The organism is Shewanella decolorationis (assembly GCF_004354305.1).
Taxonomy (GTDB): Bacteria; Pseudomonadota; Gammaproteobacteria; order Enterobacterales; family Shewanellaceae; genus Shewanella; species Shewanella decolorationis.
On sequence record NZ_CP037898.1, the window covers coordinates 1,780,180 to 1,796,102 of the forward strand.

Here is a 15,923-nt window from a genome sequence, read left to right on the forward strand (position 1 = left end):
AGCGCCGCAAGCTGTTGACTCAGGCTCTAGTGTTAGTGTGACAGCCTTGGCAATCTGAGCTGTTAAGCGATAGCAAATATTTGATAAAAATGATAAAAATAATAAAAAGCCAACATTGGAGTAGTGAGGTAAATATGGATATGTTGTTAGCAGAAAATTCCCCCATTCGTCAGCACCTACTCGAGCAAAAGCTGGCTCAGTTTAAAGACCCCAACCTTGCCAACGTGCTCTCGGCGTTTATTCGCAGTAGTGTCGATCTCTATCCCTGTGCAAACGAAGACTATGCCCAGTTAGGTAACAGCCGACTAGGTGGATTGCCGGATTTGCCTATCGGCATGGAGTATCCGGTGACTTTGGTCGGAAGGGAGGAGATGTTGGATGCTTACGCTGAGGAATTCGACCACACTCGCGAGTATGTCGAGGAGCACTATTGTTGGTCGCAAGATTGGGACTGGGACGAGGCGGCGCAGGCCTTTCGTGTACCCATGCAATTTATCGCGCAGATCAATTGTAGCAAACTGAAGGCGTTACAATCCTACTTACCCCGAGAAGGGCGATTGTTGTTCTTTTTGGAGCGCTGGCGATTCTCAGAAATGCTTCGCGGCCATGTCTATTATGTCGCTGAAGATCAGCAACTGAACTCTGGGAAAGCGATTGCCGAACTTAAGTTCGACGATGCGGTATGTGCAAACTATGAGTATGAGGCGGCTTATCAACTTCAGGGGATTGCCAGCATTAAGATGATAGCCCCTGACATGATTAATAGTGACAACCCGCATTTAGTAAGGTTAGCCAAGGCACGTTTACAAGCGCTACCAGAACCGCAACAAGCCATGGTGCTGGAGGCCATAGAGGTTGTGGATGATGAATTGGTACCAGAGTGGCAAGATCAGCTTAAGGGCTATGAGCTGATACAATTGAATGAGCACGGGTTTATCCCTGGTCAGATTCTCACTCAATCGCAATGGGCTAATACCGACTGGCAGTCATCCAACTTGCAGGCATTGCTCGTCCCCGAGCAGCCACTGCCGTATTACAATGGTATCGCCAGCATTAATGGTCATGGTGATAGCCGCTATAAAGCCCCCGAGTTCCACGCCGCGGCTGAGTTAGGCGGCAATGCCGAAGATTATCTGGTGCTGCTTAAAGTCGTCTATAGTGAGCACTCTATGCAGTTGAATTTTATTATCCACCGAGACGATCTCGCATCGGGTCAATTCGAGCGCATTTATTGCATTTATGATTATTAGCGTCTTGAAAGGTTGGCTATAACCAACCTTTTTGCTTGGCGATACGGGCGGCATCGATTCGGTTGCTCGCATTGAGTTTGGCAATGGCTTCGGATAGATAGTTACGTACCGTACCTTCGGCAATAAACAGCATCTCGGCTATCTCGGCGGTGGATTTGCCTTCACTGGCAAAACGTAGGGCGCGGCGCTCTTTATCGTTGAGGGGGTCGACATCGCCAATCGCCATGATTGCCAGCTCTGGGTCGATAACCCGCTTACCCGCGATCACCTGTTGGATGGCGTTGACTAAGGTTTCCGAGGGCGCATCCTTCAGTAAAAAACCACCCACGCCCGCTTCAATGGCGCGTTTGATGTAACCTGCGCGGCCAAAAGTCGTGATCACCACCACTTTAGTTTGGCTATGTTGCTCCTTTAGCCAAGCAGCTAGCTCTAAGCCAGTCCGTCCCGGCATTTCGATATCCGTGAGTAATAGATCAAAATGCTGCTGTTTGAGGAGGCTTAATGCTTCATCGCCATTGCTGGCTTGAGTAATGGTAAAACCGCCAGCGAGGGTTAATAGTGCTGCGAGCGCGCCGCGCACCATGGCTTGATCTTCAGCTAAGAGGATCTTCATTAATCTGTTGCTCCCTGCAAAGGTAAACTGACGCTAAAGGCGTATCCCTGCTCAAGATTATAGCTTAAATGGCCTCCGAGGCTATCGAGACGTTCACGGATGCCTGTAAGCCCATTTCCTTCTACAAAGGGCCTTGCTAAGGCATTATCTTTAACCTCGACATTAAGGGTATTTGCCTGTTCACTAAATTGAATGCTGCATTGGCTCGCGTTGCTATGGCGCAAAATATTATTCACGAGTTCAGTTAAAATCAGCACAAGTTGGCTTTCTGTTCTGGCGGGCAGTTTTGGTAACTCACCGATTAACTCAACATAGATGCCTTTGTCCCTGAGTGAATTACATAGCTGGGTGATGCAACTTGCTAAGCCTTTATGTTTATATTCTGAGACTGTATGCCTTATTTGACTCAAGCTTTCCCGCGCGATTTGTCCTAACTCTTGTAGTTGGGTCGTTGCAAGTTGATATTCTTGTTTCGCCAGTAGTTTTTCGGCCAATTCAGCCTTTAGGGCAATCGATGACAGACTGTGCCCCATAATATCGTGTAAGTCTCTGGCGATACGTTCTCGTTCAACAATTGTGGCTAACGTGCTGATCTCTTTGGCGCTTTGTCGCTCCTTCAATCTATGTTGGTAACGTCTTCGCTCTGCCTTACCGAGCATGCCAATCCCTAATACCAAGGCGGAGCCGTACATTGGAAAATAGTAGCTATTGAATTGACTAACATAGTTGAGCAAGAACAGTGTAACTAGCATTCCGAACCAGCATAACAGGCTAACTCTAAAGGAATAAAAGAAACCAATAAAGAAACTGGCAAAGGTAAAGAGTGAGATAGAACCTGGATTAATGGGGGTAATAGCTATAGCAAGTACTAACATGCCGATAATAGGCCGATGAGCGCTGCGGAAATTACAGCGATAGGTCCAAAAATAGCAGTAAATAAAGGGAACCAGCACCGCTAAAATTAAGATAATTTGCCAGCTAGGATAAGGCGTAATAAACAGCGGGATCAGATAAAACGCGAGGTTTATTAAGTACACCGATGCGAGCTTTCGTTCAAGTTGTAGTGGGTTATTTGTCATATCGGTTCGCCTAAGATCCATTTTGCGGCTGCTGAGAGTAGGATTGGCCTCAAGCATTGGCCAATCCTTTTGCCTGTTCTGGGGTTATTTTGCACTTATTTGCTGATTTTGTTGAAGTAAAAACTTAGCCCAACCATAATCTTTTTCCACTTGCAGCGCCTGTTGCCAATCTTCGATAGCCCCTTGTGCGTCACCTAACTCCTGTTTTGCGAGTCCGCGCCAAGTGTAAGCCTCTGCCTCACCCCAGCAAATGTTCTCGCAAGGTTGATTAAATCGTTCAATCGCATTGCTGGCCAGGGTCTTTGCATGCTGCATGCTGCCCCCAAACATCGCTGGCGTATTATAGGCGGCAATCGCTTTTACTAATGCGACTCGCGGATTAAGCGGCGCAAGCTGCTCGGCCTGAGCAATGGCATTGGCGGATTTGATCCCAAGCTCGGCGCCTTTACTGTTATTCAAGGCGATTTGCATGCCATACACGGATGATAATAGCGCGAGGGATTCGGCATCGGCTTGACTGTTGGTTAAGGTTTCTAAGCTCGCTTGAGCCGATGCCAAGGCATTCTCTGCAATTGTTTTTTGTCCCATCACATTAGCGCTGATGGCTAAGCGGTAGTTGGCATAAGCCGCCTCGTAATCTTGAGTGGCAGTGCTGAGCTGTTGCAATTTTTCGATATTCAAGGTGCTTGCTGCTTTGTCTACTTCAGCGATATTGGAGCTTGAGTTCGAAGCCGCGAACGCTGGCGAGCAGGCGAGAGTAAGGCTTGATAACAGTAAAAGTGTTTTCATGGTATTTCCTTATTGAAGTGATAACCCATTGCTTAGGGACGACTTCATTATCAGAAATACCTTGGCCTGAGTGCAGACACAAAGGTCATCAATTGGGCATGACAAATGTCATGTATTAAGCCTAAAAGCAAAACACCGGAGAGGCTCCGGTGTTTTGTAAGATGAGGCGTAACGTATTAAACGACCGCTTGGGCGCTGGCTTGGTTGACTAGGTAAACCATGTAGCCTAAGTAAGCGATAAGCAGCGTGGCACCTTCACGGCGACCGATACGCAGGCCTGACCAAGCGAAGGGTAAAATCACCACGGCTAAGGCGAGCATCACGATAAAGTCGAAGGATTGGAAACCTAGGGCTGACACTGGGTGCACAATCGCAGTTACACCTAAAATACCTAAAATGTTGAATAGGTTAGAGCCAACCACGTTACCGATAGCGATATCGCTCTCACCTTTAAGCGCCGCTAAAACCGAGGTCACTAACTCTGGCATACTGGTGCCGATAGCGACAATGGTTAAGCCGATAATGACTTCACTCACGCCAAACACTTTGGCTAAATCGACAGCGCCATTCACAAATAAAATCCCGCCACCGACTAACATGCTGATGCCCACAATAATAAAGGCGACAGAGAGCAACGGATTTTTAGGACCTTCTTCGATGATTTCGCCATCGGCATCGGTGGAGTTTTTCGAGCTGAAATAGCTAAATACTAGGTAGCCAACAAGCAGGGATAATAAAATCACCCCGTCAATCAGGCTGAGTTCGCCGTCCAATAACAATCCCCAAAACAGCATAGAAGCGAGGATCATCAAGGGGATATCCCGTCTCACCATTTGTGATTGTACTTGAATCGGGCGAATAAGCGCGGTAATCGCCAAAATCAAACCAATGTTGGCGATGTTCGAGCCAATCACGTTACCGAGCGCAATGCCGCTATTGCCTGCCAGTGCCGACTTTACGCTCACCGCAAGTTCAGGCGCGCTAGTACCGAAAGCAACAATGGTTAAGCCGATGATTAGGGGCGTGATGCCAAGACGTAGGGCGATCGAGCTCGCGCCACGGACTAGGGCTTCTGCGCCTAAGGTTAAAATGATAAAGCCGCCGATAATTGAAAGTGCAATGAGCATTTTAGACTCTGTTAAACCTAATTGAGTGAATAGTTTTCAGTTGTATCAACTTACGCTGACTGGCGTACATGATACGTGTTTTTCAACTGCTTTGACAGAATATGTCATAAAAAAGCACACCGCCAAGATGTGCTTTAAAAGTGAGTGTCATTACTTAAGGATTCGATGGGTTATTTTGCAGATAACTCATCTTCCCAGCGTACTTGTGCACCGCGAATACCGTCGACACGCTCGCTAAATGCCTTCTCGAGCACATGACGTTTGATCTTCAGTGTCGGGGTTAACACATCGTTTTCGATGGTCCAAGGCTTGCTCACAACCACAATCGCATCCACATGCTCATGGGATTCTAAATGTGGATTCACACTGTCGAGTGTCGCTTTTAAAGATGCACGAACTTCCTCACGGGCTTGTAGGTTGGCACCTTCAGAAAGTTGCACTAACGCGACTGGATGCGGCAGGCCTGAACCAATGACGCAAATCAGCTCCACATGGGGATCCTGTGCGAGCTTACGTTCAATGGGCACTGGGGCGACGTATTTACCCTTGGCGGTTTTAAAGTTGTCCTTCACCCGGCCGGTGATAGTCACACAACCATCGGCGTCGATAGCGCAGAGATCGCCAGTATGGAAGAAACCATCGGGATCGAAGGCCGCCGCTGTCGCTTCGGGTTGCAGATAATAGGCTGTCATCAGGCCGGGACTCTTCAGTAGCAGTTCGCCATCTTCACCCTGGCGGATTTGACAATCCTGCACGGGTTTACCCACAGTGCCGATTTTGCGCGCATCGAAGGGATAGTTGATGATGGAGTAAGCACAGTTTTCCGTCATCCCCCAAGCTTCACAGATATCCAAGCCAATACTGTGGTACCAGTGGATAAGAGAGGGCGGAATAGGGGCCGAGCCAGAGCCGAGTAAGCGGCAATGGTTGAGCCCTAACCCTTTGTGGATCTTGTGTTTTACTAGGCGGCTAATCAGCGGGATCTTAAGCAATAGATTGAGTTTGCCAACACCAATCTTGTCGATAATGTTCTTTTGGAACAGGCTCCACAGCCGCGGAACCGAGAAAAACACCGTTGGTTTAGCACGCTGCACATCGGCAACGAAGGAGTCTAAGCTTTCGACGAAGGCTACGGTACTGCCGGAATAGAAAGACGAGCCTTCGATCGCTACACGCTCGGTAATATGCGCTAACGGTAAGTAGGACAATAATCTGTCGTTGCCATTGGTACGTAAATCGCGCACAACCGCTTGGCAAGTCCAGCCATAGCTGGCAAACGTCTGAATCGCCCCTTTGGGGTGACCCGTTGAGCCAGAGGTGTAAATCAGCGTCATGATCTGATCAAGCTCTGGTAACGGTGCTTCAATCAAAGGGTTGCCCATCTTGAGCAATTGTTCCCATTGATATTGGGCTGGCATGGTTTCATAGGGCATGGCAAGGCGGAGTAATTCGCCGCCGACACCGGCTTCTTGATCGGCCCAGTGGTCGAGCTTGCCGAGGAAAATCGCTTTGGCACCGCTATGTTGCAACACATAGCGGATAGTATCTGTATTGGCAGTTGGGTAGATGGGAACGCTGATATAGCCGCCGTGCATCAGGGCTAGGTCGGTAATAAACCATTCGGCGCAGTTTTTAGAGAGCACGGCAATCTTATCGCCCGGCTCTAAGCCTAAATGACGCAATGCCCCCGCGAGTTGCTGGACTTTTTCTTGCACTTCATTCCACGTGAAATCAAGGTATTGACCCTTGATGGGCTGGCGCAAGTAAATCTCATCCCCACGTGTATTCGCCCAGTGTGCCAGCATTTCAATTGGCGTCTTAATCACTTTATCCATAGGCAATTCCCTGTTCTTTATTGTTATTTTTACCCCAACATAGGTGCCCAGTATGGCGAGTTTTGTGAGGCCGCGCAAATAGTTTGCAAGATTGTAAAATCTTAAAATAGGCGGACTAGCCTATCGTTTGAGTATGAAATGAAAATGAACTTAATCACAGGTCAGAGCAGGAGTTGCGGGCGCATTAGGCAATAAAAAAGGCGCCTAAGCGCCTCTTAACATTGGTGGAAGCTTACAGCTCCATCACGCCGTCCATTTCGACTTGCGCATCCTTAGGCAGTTGCTTCACACCGATAGCGGCGCGAGCAGGGTAAGGTTGGCTGAAGTAACGGCTCATGATTTCATTCACTTTTGCGAAGTGACTCAAGTCCGTTAGGAAGATATTGAGCTTAACGATATCGTTGATTGTGCCGCCAGCCGCGGTGCAAACAGCGGTTAAGTTTTCAAACACTTGCACGACTTGCGCCTCAAAATCATCGCTCACGATTTGCATTGTGCTTGGCACCAGTGGGATTTGGCCGGATAAATATACAGTGTTGCCGACTTTAACCGCTTGAGAATAAGTGCCAATTGCCGCTGGGGCGTTTTCGGTCGCGATAATGATTTTTTCTGCCATGACGCTCTCTCTAATAAATGATCAACGATTACGGGATGTACGCAACACCTCGGGCAGTACCCGGATACGGCGCATCACGTTAGCTAAATGGATCCTATCCTTCACCGAAATCCGCAGGTTAATCAAGTAAACGCGGCCATCACGCTCTTCGGTGCTAAGGTTGTGAATGTTCGAGCCTTCGGCGGCGATAATTGAGGTGATCTTCGCCAGCGCGCCTTGGTGGTTAACAATTTCAACCCGCAGATTGGCTTGATACTCGACGCCTTCGACATTGTCCCACTGTACGGGAATGTATTTATCGGGTTCGCCTTGGTAACCGCGAATGTTAGCGCAGTTTTCCATGTGGACGACTAAGCCTTTACCTTGGCTCACGTGGGCAATCACCGCATCACCAGGGATGGGGCGGCAGCAGTTAGCGAAGGTTACTAACATGCCTTCGGCGCCACGGATTGGCATCAGGTGAGAATCGCGGCTCTCTTGATTCTCTAAATTATCGCCAATCAAACGTTGGGCGATGACTATGCTCATGGCATTGCCAAGGCCGATGTCGGCGAGTAAGGAATTTAAATTGGCGTGCTTGGTATCGCGCACGACTTTATCAATCTGCTCGGCTGGAATGCTATCGAGTTTGGTTTTACCCAGCGCATGGTTTAGCAAACGGCGGCCAAGGGCGATAGCATCGTCTGCTTTTAGGCTCTTAAGCACTTGGCGGATTTTGGCGCGTGCTTTACCCGTCACCACAAAGTTAAGCCAAGCGGCATTCGGACGCGCGCCTTTGGCGGTAATGATCTCAACGGTTTGGCCGGAGATTAATGGCTGGCTTAACGGATAAGCTTGGCGGTTAACGCGTGCGCCGACACAGGTATTACCCACATCGGTGTGGACTTCATAGGCAAAGTCGACGGCGGTGGCGTTAACCGGTAATTCTAAAATGCGACCTTCGGGGGTAAAGACGTAAATCTCTTCGGGGAAGAGTTCGGTTTTGACGTTCTCCACGAATTCGAAGGAGGTGCTGGCGCTCTGTTGTAATTCCAGCAAGCTTTGCATCCACTTGCGGGCACGCACTTGCGTGGTGGTGCCTTGGCCATCGGCGCCGCCTTTGTAAGCCCAGTGGGCCGCAACCCCTTTGTCAGCCATTTGATCCATATCTTCGGTACGAATTTGGATCTCAACGGGCACGCCGTGTGGACCGAATAACGAGGTATGTAGCGACTGATAGCCGTTGGCTTTGGGGATAGCGATATAATCTTTAAAGCGACCCGGACGCGGTTTATACAAACCGTGCATGGCACCGAGCACGCGGTAGCAAGTATCGATGGAGTCGACGATGACGCGAAAGGCGTAGATATCCATAACCTCTTGGAACTGCAGTTCCTTGCTCTGCATCTTGTTATAGATGGAGTAGAGGTTTTTCTCGCGGCCTTTAACTTTGCCTTTAATGCCCGCATCGTTTAGGCGGGTGAGTACCGCAGCTTCAATGCCTTGAATCAGTTCTTTACGGTTGCCACGGGCGGCTTTAACCACTTCCTTTAACACCCGATAGCGCATCGGATAATAGGCTTGGAAACCTAAATCCTCTAACTCGGTCTTGATATTGTGAATACCGAGTCGGTTGGCAATCGGCGCGTAAATCTCTAAGGTTTCACGGGCAATACGACGGCGTTTGTCAGGACGCAAGGCGCCTAAGGTGCGCATGTTGTGGGTGCGGTCGGCAAGCTTGATGAGAATAACGCGGATATCCTGCGTCATCGCCATCATCATTTTGCGAAAGTTTTCCGCTTGGGCTTCTTTTTTATCGCGAAATTTCAGCTTGTCGAGCTTAGACACCCCTTCAACCAACTCTGCCACGGATTCGCCAAATTGTTCGGCCAAATCCTCTTTGGTGACATAGGTATCTTCGATGGTGTCATGCAGCAATGCCGCCATCAGCGTCTCATGGTCGAGACGCATTTCGGCGAGGATGCGGGCGACCGCAACCGGATGGGTAATATAAGGTTCGCCGCTAGTGCGCATTTGCCCTTCATGGGCATCACGCGCAACTTGGTACGCCTGCTTGAGCAATTCTACCTGTTCGGGTTCTAAGTAACCGGAAGCAGACTCCTTTAGACCTTCAAACAGATACAAGTGGCAGCTCTCCTTTACCCAAACAGGTGTGACTCAATTAGACTTATAGTGAACGGCCTTCAGCGATGGCGGCAACAGCTGCGATTTCAGCTGCTTCACGCTCACGCACGGTTTGACGCTCATCAGCGTCTAAAGTGTGAGCATTCACTAAACCTAGTTCGATTTCACGCAGGGCGATAACCGTTGGCTTGTCGTTCATCTCTTCAACCATAGGGTCTTTACCCTGCACGGCGATTTGGCGAGCACGACGCGCCGCAACCAGGATCATATCAAAACGGTTGCCGATTTGTTCTACGGCGTCTTCTACAGTTACGCGAGCCATGTGTTGAAACTCCAGTTTATCTAGGGGAAAAAATGACGCAAAATTGTACACTAAGGCAGTTAGCCTGCCAACAGATCGTTAAGCATATCATTTTGCGCGTGGATCTGACTAGCACCCGTTAAGCGTTGGCTGCGAATGATCGCCCGCAGATCCGCCAGTGCTGTGTCAAAATCGTCATTGACGATAATAAAATCATATTCTTTATAGTGCGACATTTCAGAAACCGCCTGTGCCATACGGCTAGCGATCACATCAGCACTGTCTTGGCCACGGCCAGTGAGACGTCGTTCTAGCTCATCCCTTGAGGGCGGTAGAATAAACACGCCCACGGCCTCAGGCATTAATGCTTTAACCTGCTGGGCACCTTGCCAGTCGATATCGAGGAAGACATCGATACCTTGAGTCAAAGTGTGCTCAATCACGTGGCGTGACGTGCCATAGTAGTTACCGAACACTTCGGCCCACTCGAAAAAGGCATTTTGCGCGATCAGTGCTTTAAATTCTTCAACATTAACAAAATGGTAGTGTTGACCATTCACTTCACCGGGGCGAGGCGCACGGGTAGTGTGCGACACTGAAACCTGCATATCGGCGGGTTTGTCTTTCAGCAGCGCCGAAATCAGCGAGGATTTACCAGCACCACTCGGGGCTGACACAATAAATAAATTTCCGCGTGCGGTCATGAGCAAAATATCCAGTTGGTTAACGCAAGAAGGGCCCAGAAAGCCGAGCATTATACAGATTTTGACCTTAAAAACGCTAGCTAACAATTGCGCACTATTGGCGTTTTTGTGGGCAATACGTATTCCCTCTGACGATTTTTGCCATTAAATGCTAGCGTGAGCTTACTTGTTTAAAATCTCTACACATCTGCATCGGCGCTATCGAGGATTTAAGCCTGATTTAGTTTTAGATGGATATTATCGGCATTTTTATCCGTCTAACGCCTTATTGCACTGACAATTGCGGCTAAATTCGTTACGCTCGTGCCTATACGACATTGAGAGTCGTGTGCGCTAGGATAATTTCACTATAAAGGAAGGGTCGTGCTGTTAAAATCTCTTTTCTGCCTTCATGGGCGTGATTCCCGTCCCCGCTTTGTGGCCATCAGTGTTGGTGTGTATTTGGGCATTTCACTGGCTGTCGCCGCGTTTGGGCCGAACTTTTTAATGTATCTTTTAGCGCTAGTGGGCTTACCTTTGCTCGCCCTTACGGCGCTGCGCCGCTTAAATGATGCGGCTAAGCCTAAGGTGTTGGTTGCAGTGTTTGTCCTGCCGCTATTGATTTTACTAGCATTGTATATAGTGGCAGCACCGCCGATAGTCGCCATTCTAGGGCTGGTTTTAGGCGCTGGTGCGACCTTTTGGGGTACACGTTTAATCTCTCCCACGTTAGTGGAATACCGTTTGGGCTATTATGGTCCGGCATTAGATATCCCAACCTCGCAGGCCGTTCCCCGTCGCCGAGTCGAGCCCGTATTAACACCAAAGGCAGCCGCTGCACAGAATGCTACCGTCTCCCATGCTGCGCCGGATATCCCAGTATCGACAGAGACCGAAGTCTATTCCCATACTGAACCTGCAAGCGCTGCTCCAATGGCTGATGCCGAGTTGGATGCCTTGCGCCAAGATGAACTGCGCTTCGATGCGTTAACGAAAATGACGCAAAATCCAGCTGACTTTGTTGTGCAAGATGCATTACTCGAGGGGCACGCCGATTTTCGTCCTGCCAATCAGAGCCGAGTAGAGCAAAGCCGTATCGACATCGCTGATGTGGATTTAGCCCAAGTGGATTTGCAGGGCGCGGAGTTTAAGCGCGCACCACTCGACCCAGCCGAGCACAGTGATGAGCCAGTATGGCGTTTCGATCCCGATGAAGATACCACGGCCTTTAACGATACTGAGCATGCCGAAGAAGTACGCCGTCGCCGCGCCGAGGCGAAAGAGTCGGGCTCAATGACTGAGCTATTTAGAGGCGTTGCCGAGTTTTTTGCTCCCTATCGACGTTTTATTAAGTTGCCTTATTTACCTAAGCTTGAGCGCCGTTATTGGCTGCCCATCGGTGGCGGTGTGGGCGCCGTGCTGTTAGTCTTGCTCGTGTGGGGATTATGGCCCAATAGTGATGAGTCACAGGCTGAGGAGGCTGTTCCTGTCGTGCCTTCGGCGCCTATCACCGCAAGCGATCGTGTGACCTTAGATATGCCCGATGGTTTTTCGGTGGCGTTAGAGCAAGATGTGTTAATTATTCGCTGGTTAGGCGAACGTGGTGAGCCGCAAAACCTGTGGTCTATTGCTACGGCGAAAGGGGATAAGACTTGTAGTGCACTGGTGTTTAATAATGGTACTGAGTATCGCACTATCAGCGTCGACTTGCTTGCCGATTCGGCAACAGAGGCGCGTTTTACGCCGCTCGATACCGCTAATATCATTACCGATTTAGCCCGCCGCGGCAGTATTGGTTTGTGTGGTTATAAGTTCAGCCTCAAGGGCAGCCAAGCGGTTTTAGAACCTAATCGCACCTTTGGTAATTATTTGGCACGTTAAACCGATAAAATTCTAGTCAGGATTAGAGGGGTAGATTACACTTTTGCTCCTCTTTTTCTCCAATCTTGTTTTAAATGCGCTCGCATAGCCTATTGTGGCGAGGTTCGGGAAAATATCATTAATACGAACTGAAAACTCAATCCCACATGAATACAGATTTGACCTTAGTCATTATGGCGGCAGGGCTTGGTAGTCGTTTTGGCGGTGATAAGCAATTAGCCTCCCTCGGTCCTGCGGGCGAACCCATGTTGGTGTTATCGATACAGTCGGCGATCCGCAGTGGATTTCAGCGCGCGGTATTAGTGATCCGCCCAGAGCTTGAGGCGCAACTTACTGGGATATTGACGCAGTTTTTACCGGCGGACTTTGAATATCACTTTTGTTATCAGTCGCTCACCGATTTGCCTAACGAAGCGCAGCTTGCGGATGTGAGCCATCGTTTAAAGCCCTGGGGGACTGCGCATGCGCTCTGGTGTGCCCGTGGTAGTGTTAATGGACCAATGGCGGTGATCAATGCCGATGATTTTTACGGTGACAGCGCCTTTGCCTCACTTGCGAAGGGATTAACCGCCAGACCTAACGATTGGATGATGGTGGCTTATCCTATCGAGCTGACGTTATCTGAGCACGGTGGCGTGAATCGTGGCTTATGCCAAGTGGAGCAGGGGCAACTGCGCTCAGTCGTTGAATGGTTGAATATTCAAGCCCAAGATCATGGTTTTATCGGCGAAGGCCCAGAGGGGTTGGCACCGCTTCCTTCACAGTCGCTGGTCTCAATGACTTGCTGGGGCTTCTCGCCAAGCATATTTGATGTTATTAAACGTGAATTAACGGTATTTATCGAACAACAAGGCCAATTGCCTAAATCTGAATGCTATTTGCCCGCCGTGGTTCAGGCGGGAATTGAGCAAGGTGTGCCCGTGTTTGTTGATGTGGCCAGCGAATCTTGGCTCGGTGTGACCTATCCGCAGGATACTGTCTGGGTAAAGCAAAAATTAATGGAGTTATTGAGTGATTAAACTCATCAGGCAGTCAGTGTTGCCTCATTTTGGAATTGAAGCCGACGAAGCAAAAATCTCAGCGTTAGGGAATGGTCATATTAACGATACCTTGTTAGTGCGTTGGCCTACGGGTGAGTTAGTGCTGCAACGTATTAATACCCAAGTGTTTAAGACGCCGCAGGCATTGGTGAGTAATGCCGATAAAATTAGCCATCATTTGTGTGCTAAGGCATTACAACAGCAATATGGCTTGCAGGTTGTGAGCCCTTGTCTTACTCAAGACGGCGAGCTGGCGATCGACTTAGGTGAGCAGGGATTTTGGCGCGCCATCAGTTATTTGCCCCACAGTTTAAGTATCGAGGTGGTGAAGTCTGAAGCAGAAGCCGAAATGGCGGCTAAAGCTTTTGGTCATTTTGCCTGTGCCTTGAGTGATTTTGACGCCACTCAGCTTGAGGATGTTATCCCGCAGTTCCATCATTTGCCGGGACGGATGGAAATGCTGCGCCAAGCGGTGCAGCAGGATAAGGCTAAGCGGTTAGACTCATGCCGTAACTGGGTCGATTATGCCCTATCACAGCAGAGTTTATTGGATGAGCTGGCTGAGATTTCGCCACAGCTCCCGCTGCGTATTTGCCATAACGACACTAAAATCAACAATATGCTGTTTGATAAGCGCGATATGTCGAGCATGGCGATCATCGACCTCGATACCTGCATGAAAGGGCATTTGATGTATGACTTTGGCGATATGGTGCGTACCTTCTGCTCGCCTGAAGCCGAAGATTCGACCGCCCTTGATAATGTTAAAGTGCGCCAATCCATCTTTGCCGCCATTTGCCGTGGTTATTTAAGTGAGCTGGGTGAGGTGTTGACTGAGGTTGAAAAACGTAGTCTCTGGCTCGGGGCGCGAGTAATTTGCCTGATGATCGGCGTGCGTTTTTTAACGGACTATCTGAATGGTGACGTGTATTTCCACGTGCACCGTGAGGGCCATAATCTGGATAGAGCGGCGAATCAGTTTACCTTGTATCAAAGCCTGCTCGACCAAGAGGCTGAACTTAAAGCCTGTTTCTAGTCTGCTTTCAGTTAGCAAACGCCCCATTTGGGGCGTTTTGTTTTTTACTTATATACGACATAATTGCAACATCAAAACCCCTCAGTCTCATATGGATTTGGCTTGTAATGGGCACCCTAGAAGCTCCCACTGCATTAACGTGTTCGCGCCGTAGCGCTAGAAATCTCTGGTTAAGATGCACTCTGCGTCGCTCGCAGCAGGAAGCCGTTGCATCGTCGATGATGACGGCGACGAGTGATAACTTTTTCAATGCTTACGCAATTTTTCTCGGTGCCAGTCTTGCGCAAATGGGCTTTGTTACTGGTTTACCGCAGCTCTTCGGGGCGATGTCGCAGTTGGTTTCGGTATGGCTAGCGAGCCATTTTTCCCGTCGCGGGTTTATCGTTTGCTGCGCCGCTTTGCAGGCGGTTGTGGTATTGGCGATGGGCGGGTTAGCGGCCTTTCGCCCCGATCATGCAGTGTGGATATTTATCGCGCTTGCCGTCGGGTATCACGGTTTTATTAATCTTATTCAACCCCATTGGCGCGCTTGGATGGGGTCTATCGTACCCGAACGTCGTCGTGGTGCCTTTTTTGCGGCGCGCACCCGCTTAACCATGGGCGCATCCTTAAGCGTATTCTTTATTGGCGGTGGGATTCTTACCTTTACCGATTCGCTGCAAATGGCCTGGTTAGGCTTTACTTTACTGTTTTCGATAGCGGCCATGGGGCGTTTTGTCTCGGCTTGGTTGTTATTGCAAATGCACGACCCGGATCCGCGCGAGGCCAAGCAGCGCGGCGTGTTTATCCAAACCATTCGCAATTTTCGCGGCGCATGGAAGGATAAAACCTTTCGCCAATACAGCTTGTTTGTAGCCAGTATGCAGGCGATGGTCGCAATATCGGCGCCGTTTTTCGCCGTGTATATGCTAGAAGACCTGCACTTTAGCTACATCGAATTTGTGCTCGCGAGCGTGGCCTCGATAGCGACTCAGTTTGTGACGTTGAAATTTTGGGGGCGATTTAGCGATCAATTTGGCAATCGTTTGGTGATGATTATCACCAGCTGCATGATCCCAAGTTTGCCGCTGCTGTGGCTGTTCTCGGATAACTATCTCTATATTCTGGCGATTCAGGCATTTTCGGGTCTAGCTTGGAGCGGCTTTACCCTAAGTACCGCCAATTATCTTTATGATATTCGTCCCTTTCGCAGTGATTTTGCCACCTATGCGGCGCTGCAGGCGTCACTCAGCGCGGGATTGGTGTTTGTGGGGGCGATGGTTGGTGGCACTATTGCCTCCCATGCGGCGGACTTTTTAGTCTGGTCGGGTTGGAATACTTGGCTCAGTAGCCCGATTTTTGTGGTGTTTTTAGTATCGACCATATTGCGCGCATTTGTGACACTGTGGTTTATTCCGCGCTCGGTCGAGCCCAAAGTCAGGCCAAGGCCGCAGTTACTACAACTTATCTTCCGTATCCGCGGCTTTAATGCGATTTCGGGCGTGAGTCTCGACTGGTTAACTGTGGTAAAACGCCGAAATACCCCTGATTAGCTTTACTATCCGTTAGG

The 15,923-nt window shown here is 49.4% G+C and carries 14 protein-coding genes; 5 read left to right on the forward strand and 9 right to left on the reverse strand.

Annotation, left to right across the window (positions count from 1 at the left end; translation table 11 throughout):
* Positions 1-134 precede the first annotated feature (134 nt).
* The gene (locus tag EYR25_RS08220) at positions 135-1,250 is read left to right on the forward strand and encodes a DUF1963 domain-containing protein (protein WP_133179250.1); all 1,116 of its coding nucleotides are present in this window, start codon (positions 135-137) and stop codon (positions 1,248-1,250) included.
* Between the two features lie 16 nt (positions 1,251-1,266).
* Here the strand turns inward: EYR25_RS08220 and EYR25_RS08225 are convergent, their stop codons facing one another.
* From EYR25_RS08225 to gmk, 9 genes are all read right to left on the reverse strand, one after another.
* The gene (locus tag EYR25_RS08225; RefSeq protein WP_023268994.1) at positions 1,267-1,863 is read right to left on the reverse strand and encodes a response regulator transcription factor; all 597 of its coding nucleotides are present in this window, start codon (positions 1,861-1,863) and stop codon (positions 1,267-1,269) included.
* Positions 1,863-2,942 (reverse strand): sensor histidine kinase, encoded by a 1,080-nt coding sequence (locus EYR25_RS08230; protein ID WP_039978998.1) that lies wholly within the window; start codon positions 2,940-2,942, stop codon positions 1,863-1,865. Before EYR25_RS08230 ends, EYR25_RS08225 begins: the two co-directional genes overlap by 1 nt.
* Before the next feature lie 84 nt (positions 2,943-3,026).
* Positions 3,027-3,731 (reverse strand): tetratricopeptide repeat protein, encoded by a 705-nt coding sequence (locus EYR25_RS08235; RefSeq protein WP_133179252.1) that lies wholly within the window; start codon positions 3,729-3,731, stop codon positions 3,027-3,029.
* Between the two features lie 176 nt (positions 3,732-3,907).
* Positions 3,908-4,858: a calcium/sodium antiporter gene (locus EYR25_RS08240; RefSeq protein WP_023268991.1), complete on the reverse strand. Its 951-nt coding sequence runs from the start codon at positions 4,856-4,858 to the stop codon at positions 3,908-3,910.
* A gap of 170 nt (positions 4,859-5,028) precedes the next feature.
* Positions 5,029-6,693 carry an AMP-binding protein gene (locus EYR25_RS08245; RefSeq protein WP_133179254.1) on the reverse strand — a complete coding sequence of 555 codons (1,665 nt, stop codon included), beginning with the start codon at positions 6,691-6,693 and terminating at the stop codon, positions 5,029-5,031.
* Between the two features lie 232 nt (positions 6,694-6,925).
* The gene (locus tag EYR25_RS08250) at positions 6,926-7,309 is read right to left on the reverse strand and encodes a RidA family protein (protein ID WP_011624341.1); all 384 of its coding nucleotides are present in this window, start codon (positions 7,307-7,309) and stop codon (positions 6,926-6,928) included.
* Positions 7,310-7,330: 21 nt separating this feature from the next.
* Positions 7,331-9,433 carry a bifunctional GTP diphosphokinase/guanosine-3',5'-bis pyrophosphate 3'-pyrophosphohydrolase gene (gene spoT / locus EYR25_RS08255; protein ID WP_023268989.1) on the reverse strand — a complete coding sequence of 701 codons (2,103 nt, stop codon included), beginning with the start codon at positions 9,431-9,433 and terminating at the stop codon, positions 7,331-7,333.
* Between the two features lie 43 nt (positions 9,434-9,476).
* Complete coding sequence (gene rpoZ / locus EYR25_RS08260; protein WP_007651394.1) at positions 9,477-9,755, reverse strand: DNA-directed RNA polymerase subunit omega; 279 nt, start codon at positions 9,753-9,755, stop codon at positions 9,477-9,479.
* A gap of 59 nt (positions 9,756-9,814) precedes the next feature.
* Positions 9,815-10,438 carry a guanylate kinase gene (gene gmk / locus EYR25_RS08265; RefSeq protein ID WP_039978996.1) on the reverse strand — a complete coding sequence of 208 codons (624 nt, stop codon included), beginning with the start codon at positions 10,436-10,438 and terminating at the stop codon, positions 9,815-9,817.
* A 363-nt stretch (positions 10,439-10,801) separates the two neighbouring features.
* Between gmk and EYR25_RS08270 the strand changes: the two genes are divergently transcribed.
* The 4 genes from EYR25_RS08270 to EYR25_RS08285 all read left to right on the forward strand — a co-directional run bounded on the left by EYR25_RS08270 (position 10,802) and on the right by EYR25_RS08285 (position 15,906).
* Positions 10,802-12,298: a hypothetical protein gene (locus EYR25_RS08270; RefSeq protein WP_133179256.1), complete on the forward strand. Its 1,497-nt coding sequence runs from the start codon at positions 10,802-10,804 to the stop codon at positions 12,296-12,298.
* Positions 12,299-12,444: 146 nt separating this feature from the next.
* Positions 12,445-13,317: a nucleotidyltransferase family protein gene (locus EYR25_RS08275; protein ID WP_133179258.1), complete on the forward strand. Its 873-nt coding sequence runs from the start codon at positions 12,445-12,447 to the stop codon at positions 13,315-13,317.
* The gene (locus EYR25_RS08280; RefSeq protein WP_165953479.1) at positions 13,310-14,374 is read left to right on the forward strand and encodes a phosphotransferase enzyme family protein; all 1,065 of its coding nucleotides are present in this window, start codon (positions 13,310-13,312) and stop codon (positions 14,372-14,374) included. The genes EYR25_RS08275 and EYR25_RS08280 overlap by 8 nt, the downstream gene beginning before the upstream one ends.
* A 107-nt stretch (positions 14,375-14,481) precedes the next feature.
* On the forward strand, positions 14,482-15,906 hold the full coding sequence (locus EYR25_RS08285) for an MFS transporter (RefSeq protein ID WP_133179260.1): 1,425 nt from the start codon (positions 14,482-14,484) through the stop codon (positions 15,904-15,906).
* Positions 15,907-15,923 lie beyond the last annotated feature (17 nt).

Bases quoted from the DNA above. Each gene is read 5' to 3' on its own strand.
- EYR25_RS08220 (WP_133179250.1), top strand. From the start codon at position 135: ATGGATATGTTGTTAGCAGAAAATTCCCCCATTCGTCAGCACCTACTC.
- EYR25_RS08225 (WP_023268994.1), bottom strand. From the start codon at position 1,863: ATGAAGATCCTCTTAGCTGAAGATCAAGCCATGGTGCGCGGCGCGCTC.
- EYR25_RS08230 (WP_039978998.1), bottom strand. From the start codon at position 2,942: ATGACAAATAACCCACTACAACTTGAACGAAAGCTCGCATCGGTGTAC.
- EYR25_RS08235 (WP_133179252.1), bottom strand. From the start codon at position 3,731: ATGAAAACACTTTTACTGTTATCAAGCCTTACTCTCGCCTGCTCGCCA.
- EYR25_RS08240 (WP_023268991.1), bottom strand. From the start codon at position 4,858: ATGCTCATTGCACTTTCAATTATCGGCGGCTTTATCATTTTAACCTTA.
- EYR25_RS08245 (WP_133179254.1), bottom strand. From the start codon at position 6,693: ATGGATAAAGTGATTAAGACGCCAATTGAAATGCTGGCACACTGGGCG.
- EYR25_RS08250 (WP_011624341.1), bottom strand. From the start codon at position 7,309: ATGGCAGAAAAAATCATTATCGCGACCGAAAACGCCCCAGCGGCAATT.
- rpoZ (WP_007651394.1), bottom strand. From the start codon at position 9,755: ATGGCTCGCGTAACTGTAGAAGACGCCGTAGAACAAATCGGCAACCGT.
- gmk (WP_039978996.1), bottom strand. From the start codon at position 10,438: ATGACCGCACGCGGAAATTTATTTATTGTGTCAGCCCCGAGTGGTGCT.
- EYR25_RS08275 (WP_133179258.1), top strand. From the start codon at position 12,445: ATGAATACAGATTTGACCTTAGTCATTATGGCGGCAGGGCTTGGTAGT.
- EYR25_RS08285 (WP_133179260.1), top strand. From the start codon at position 14,482: ATGGGCACCCTAGAAGCTCCCACTGCATTAACGTGTTCGCGCCGTAGC.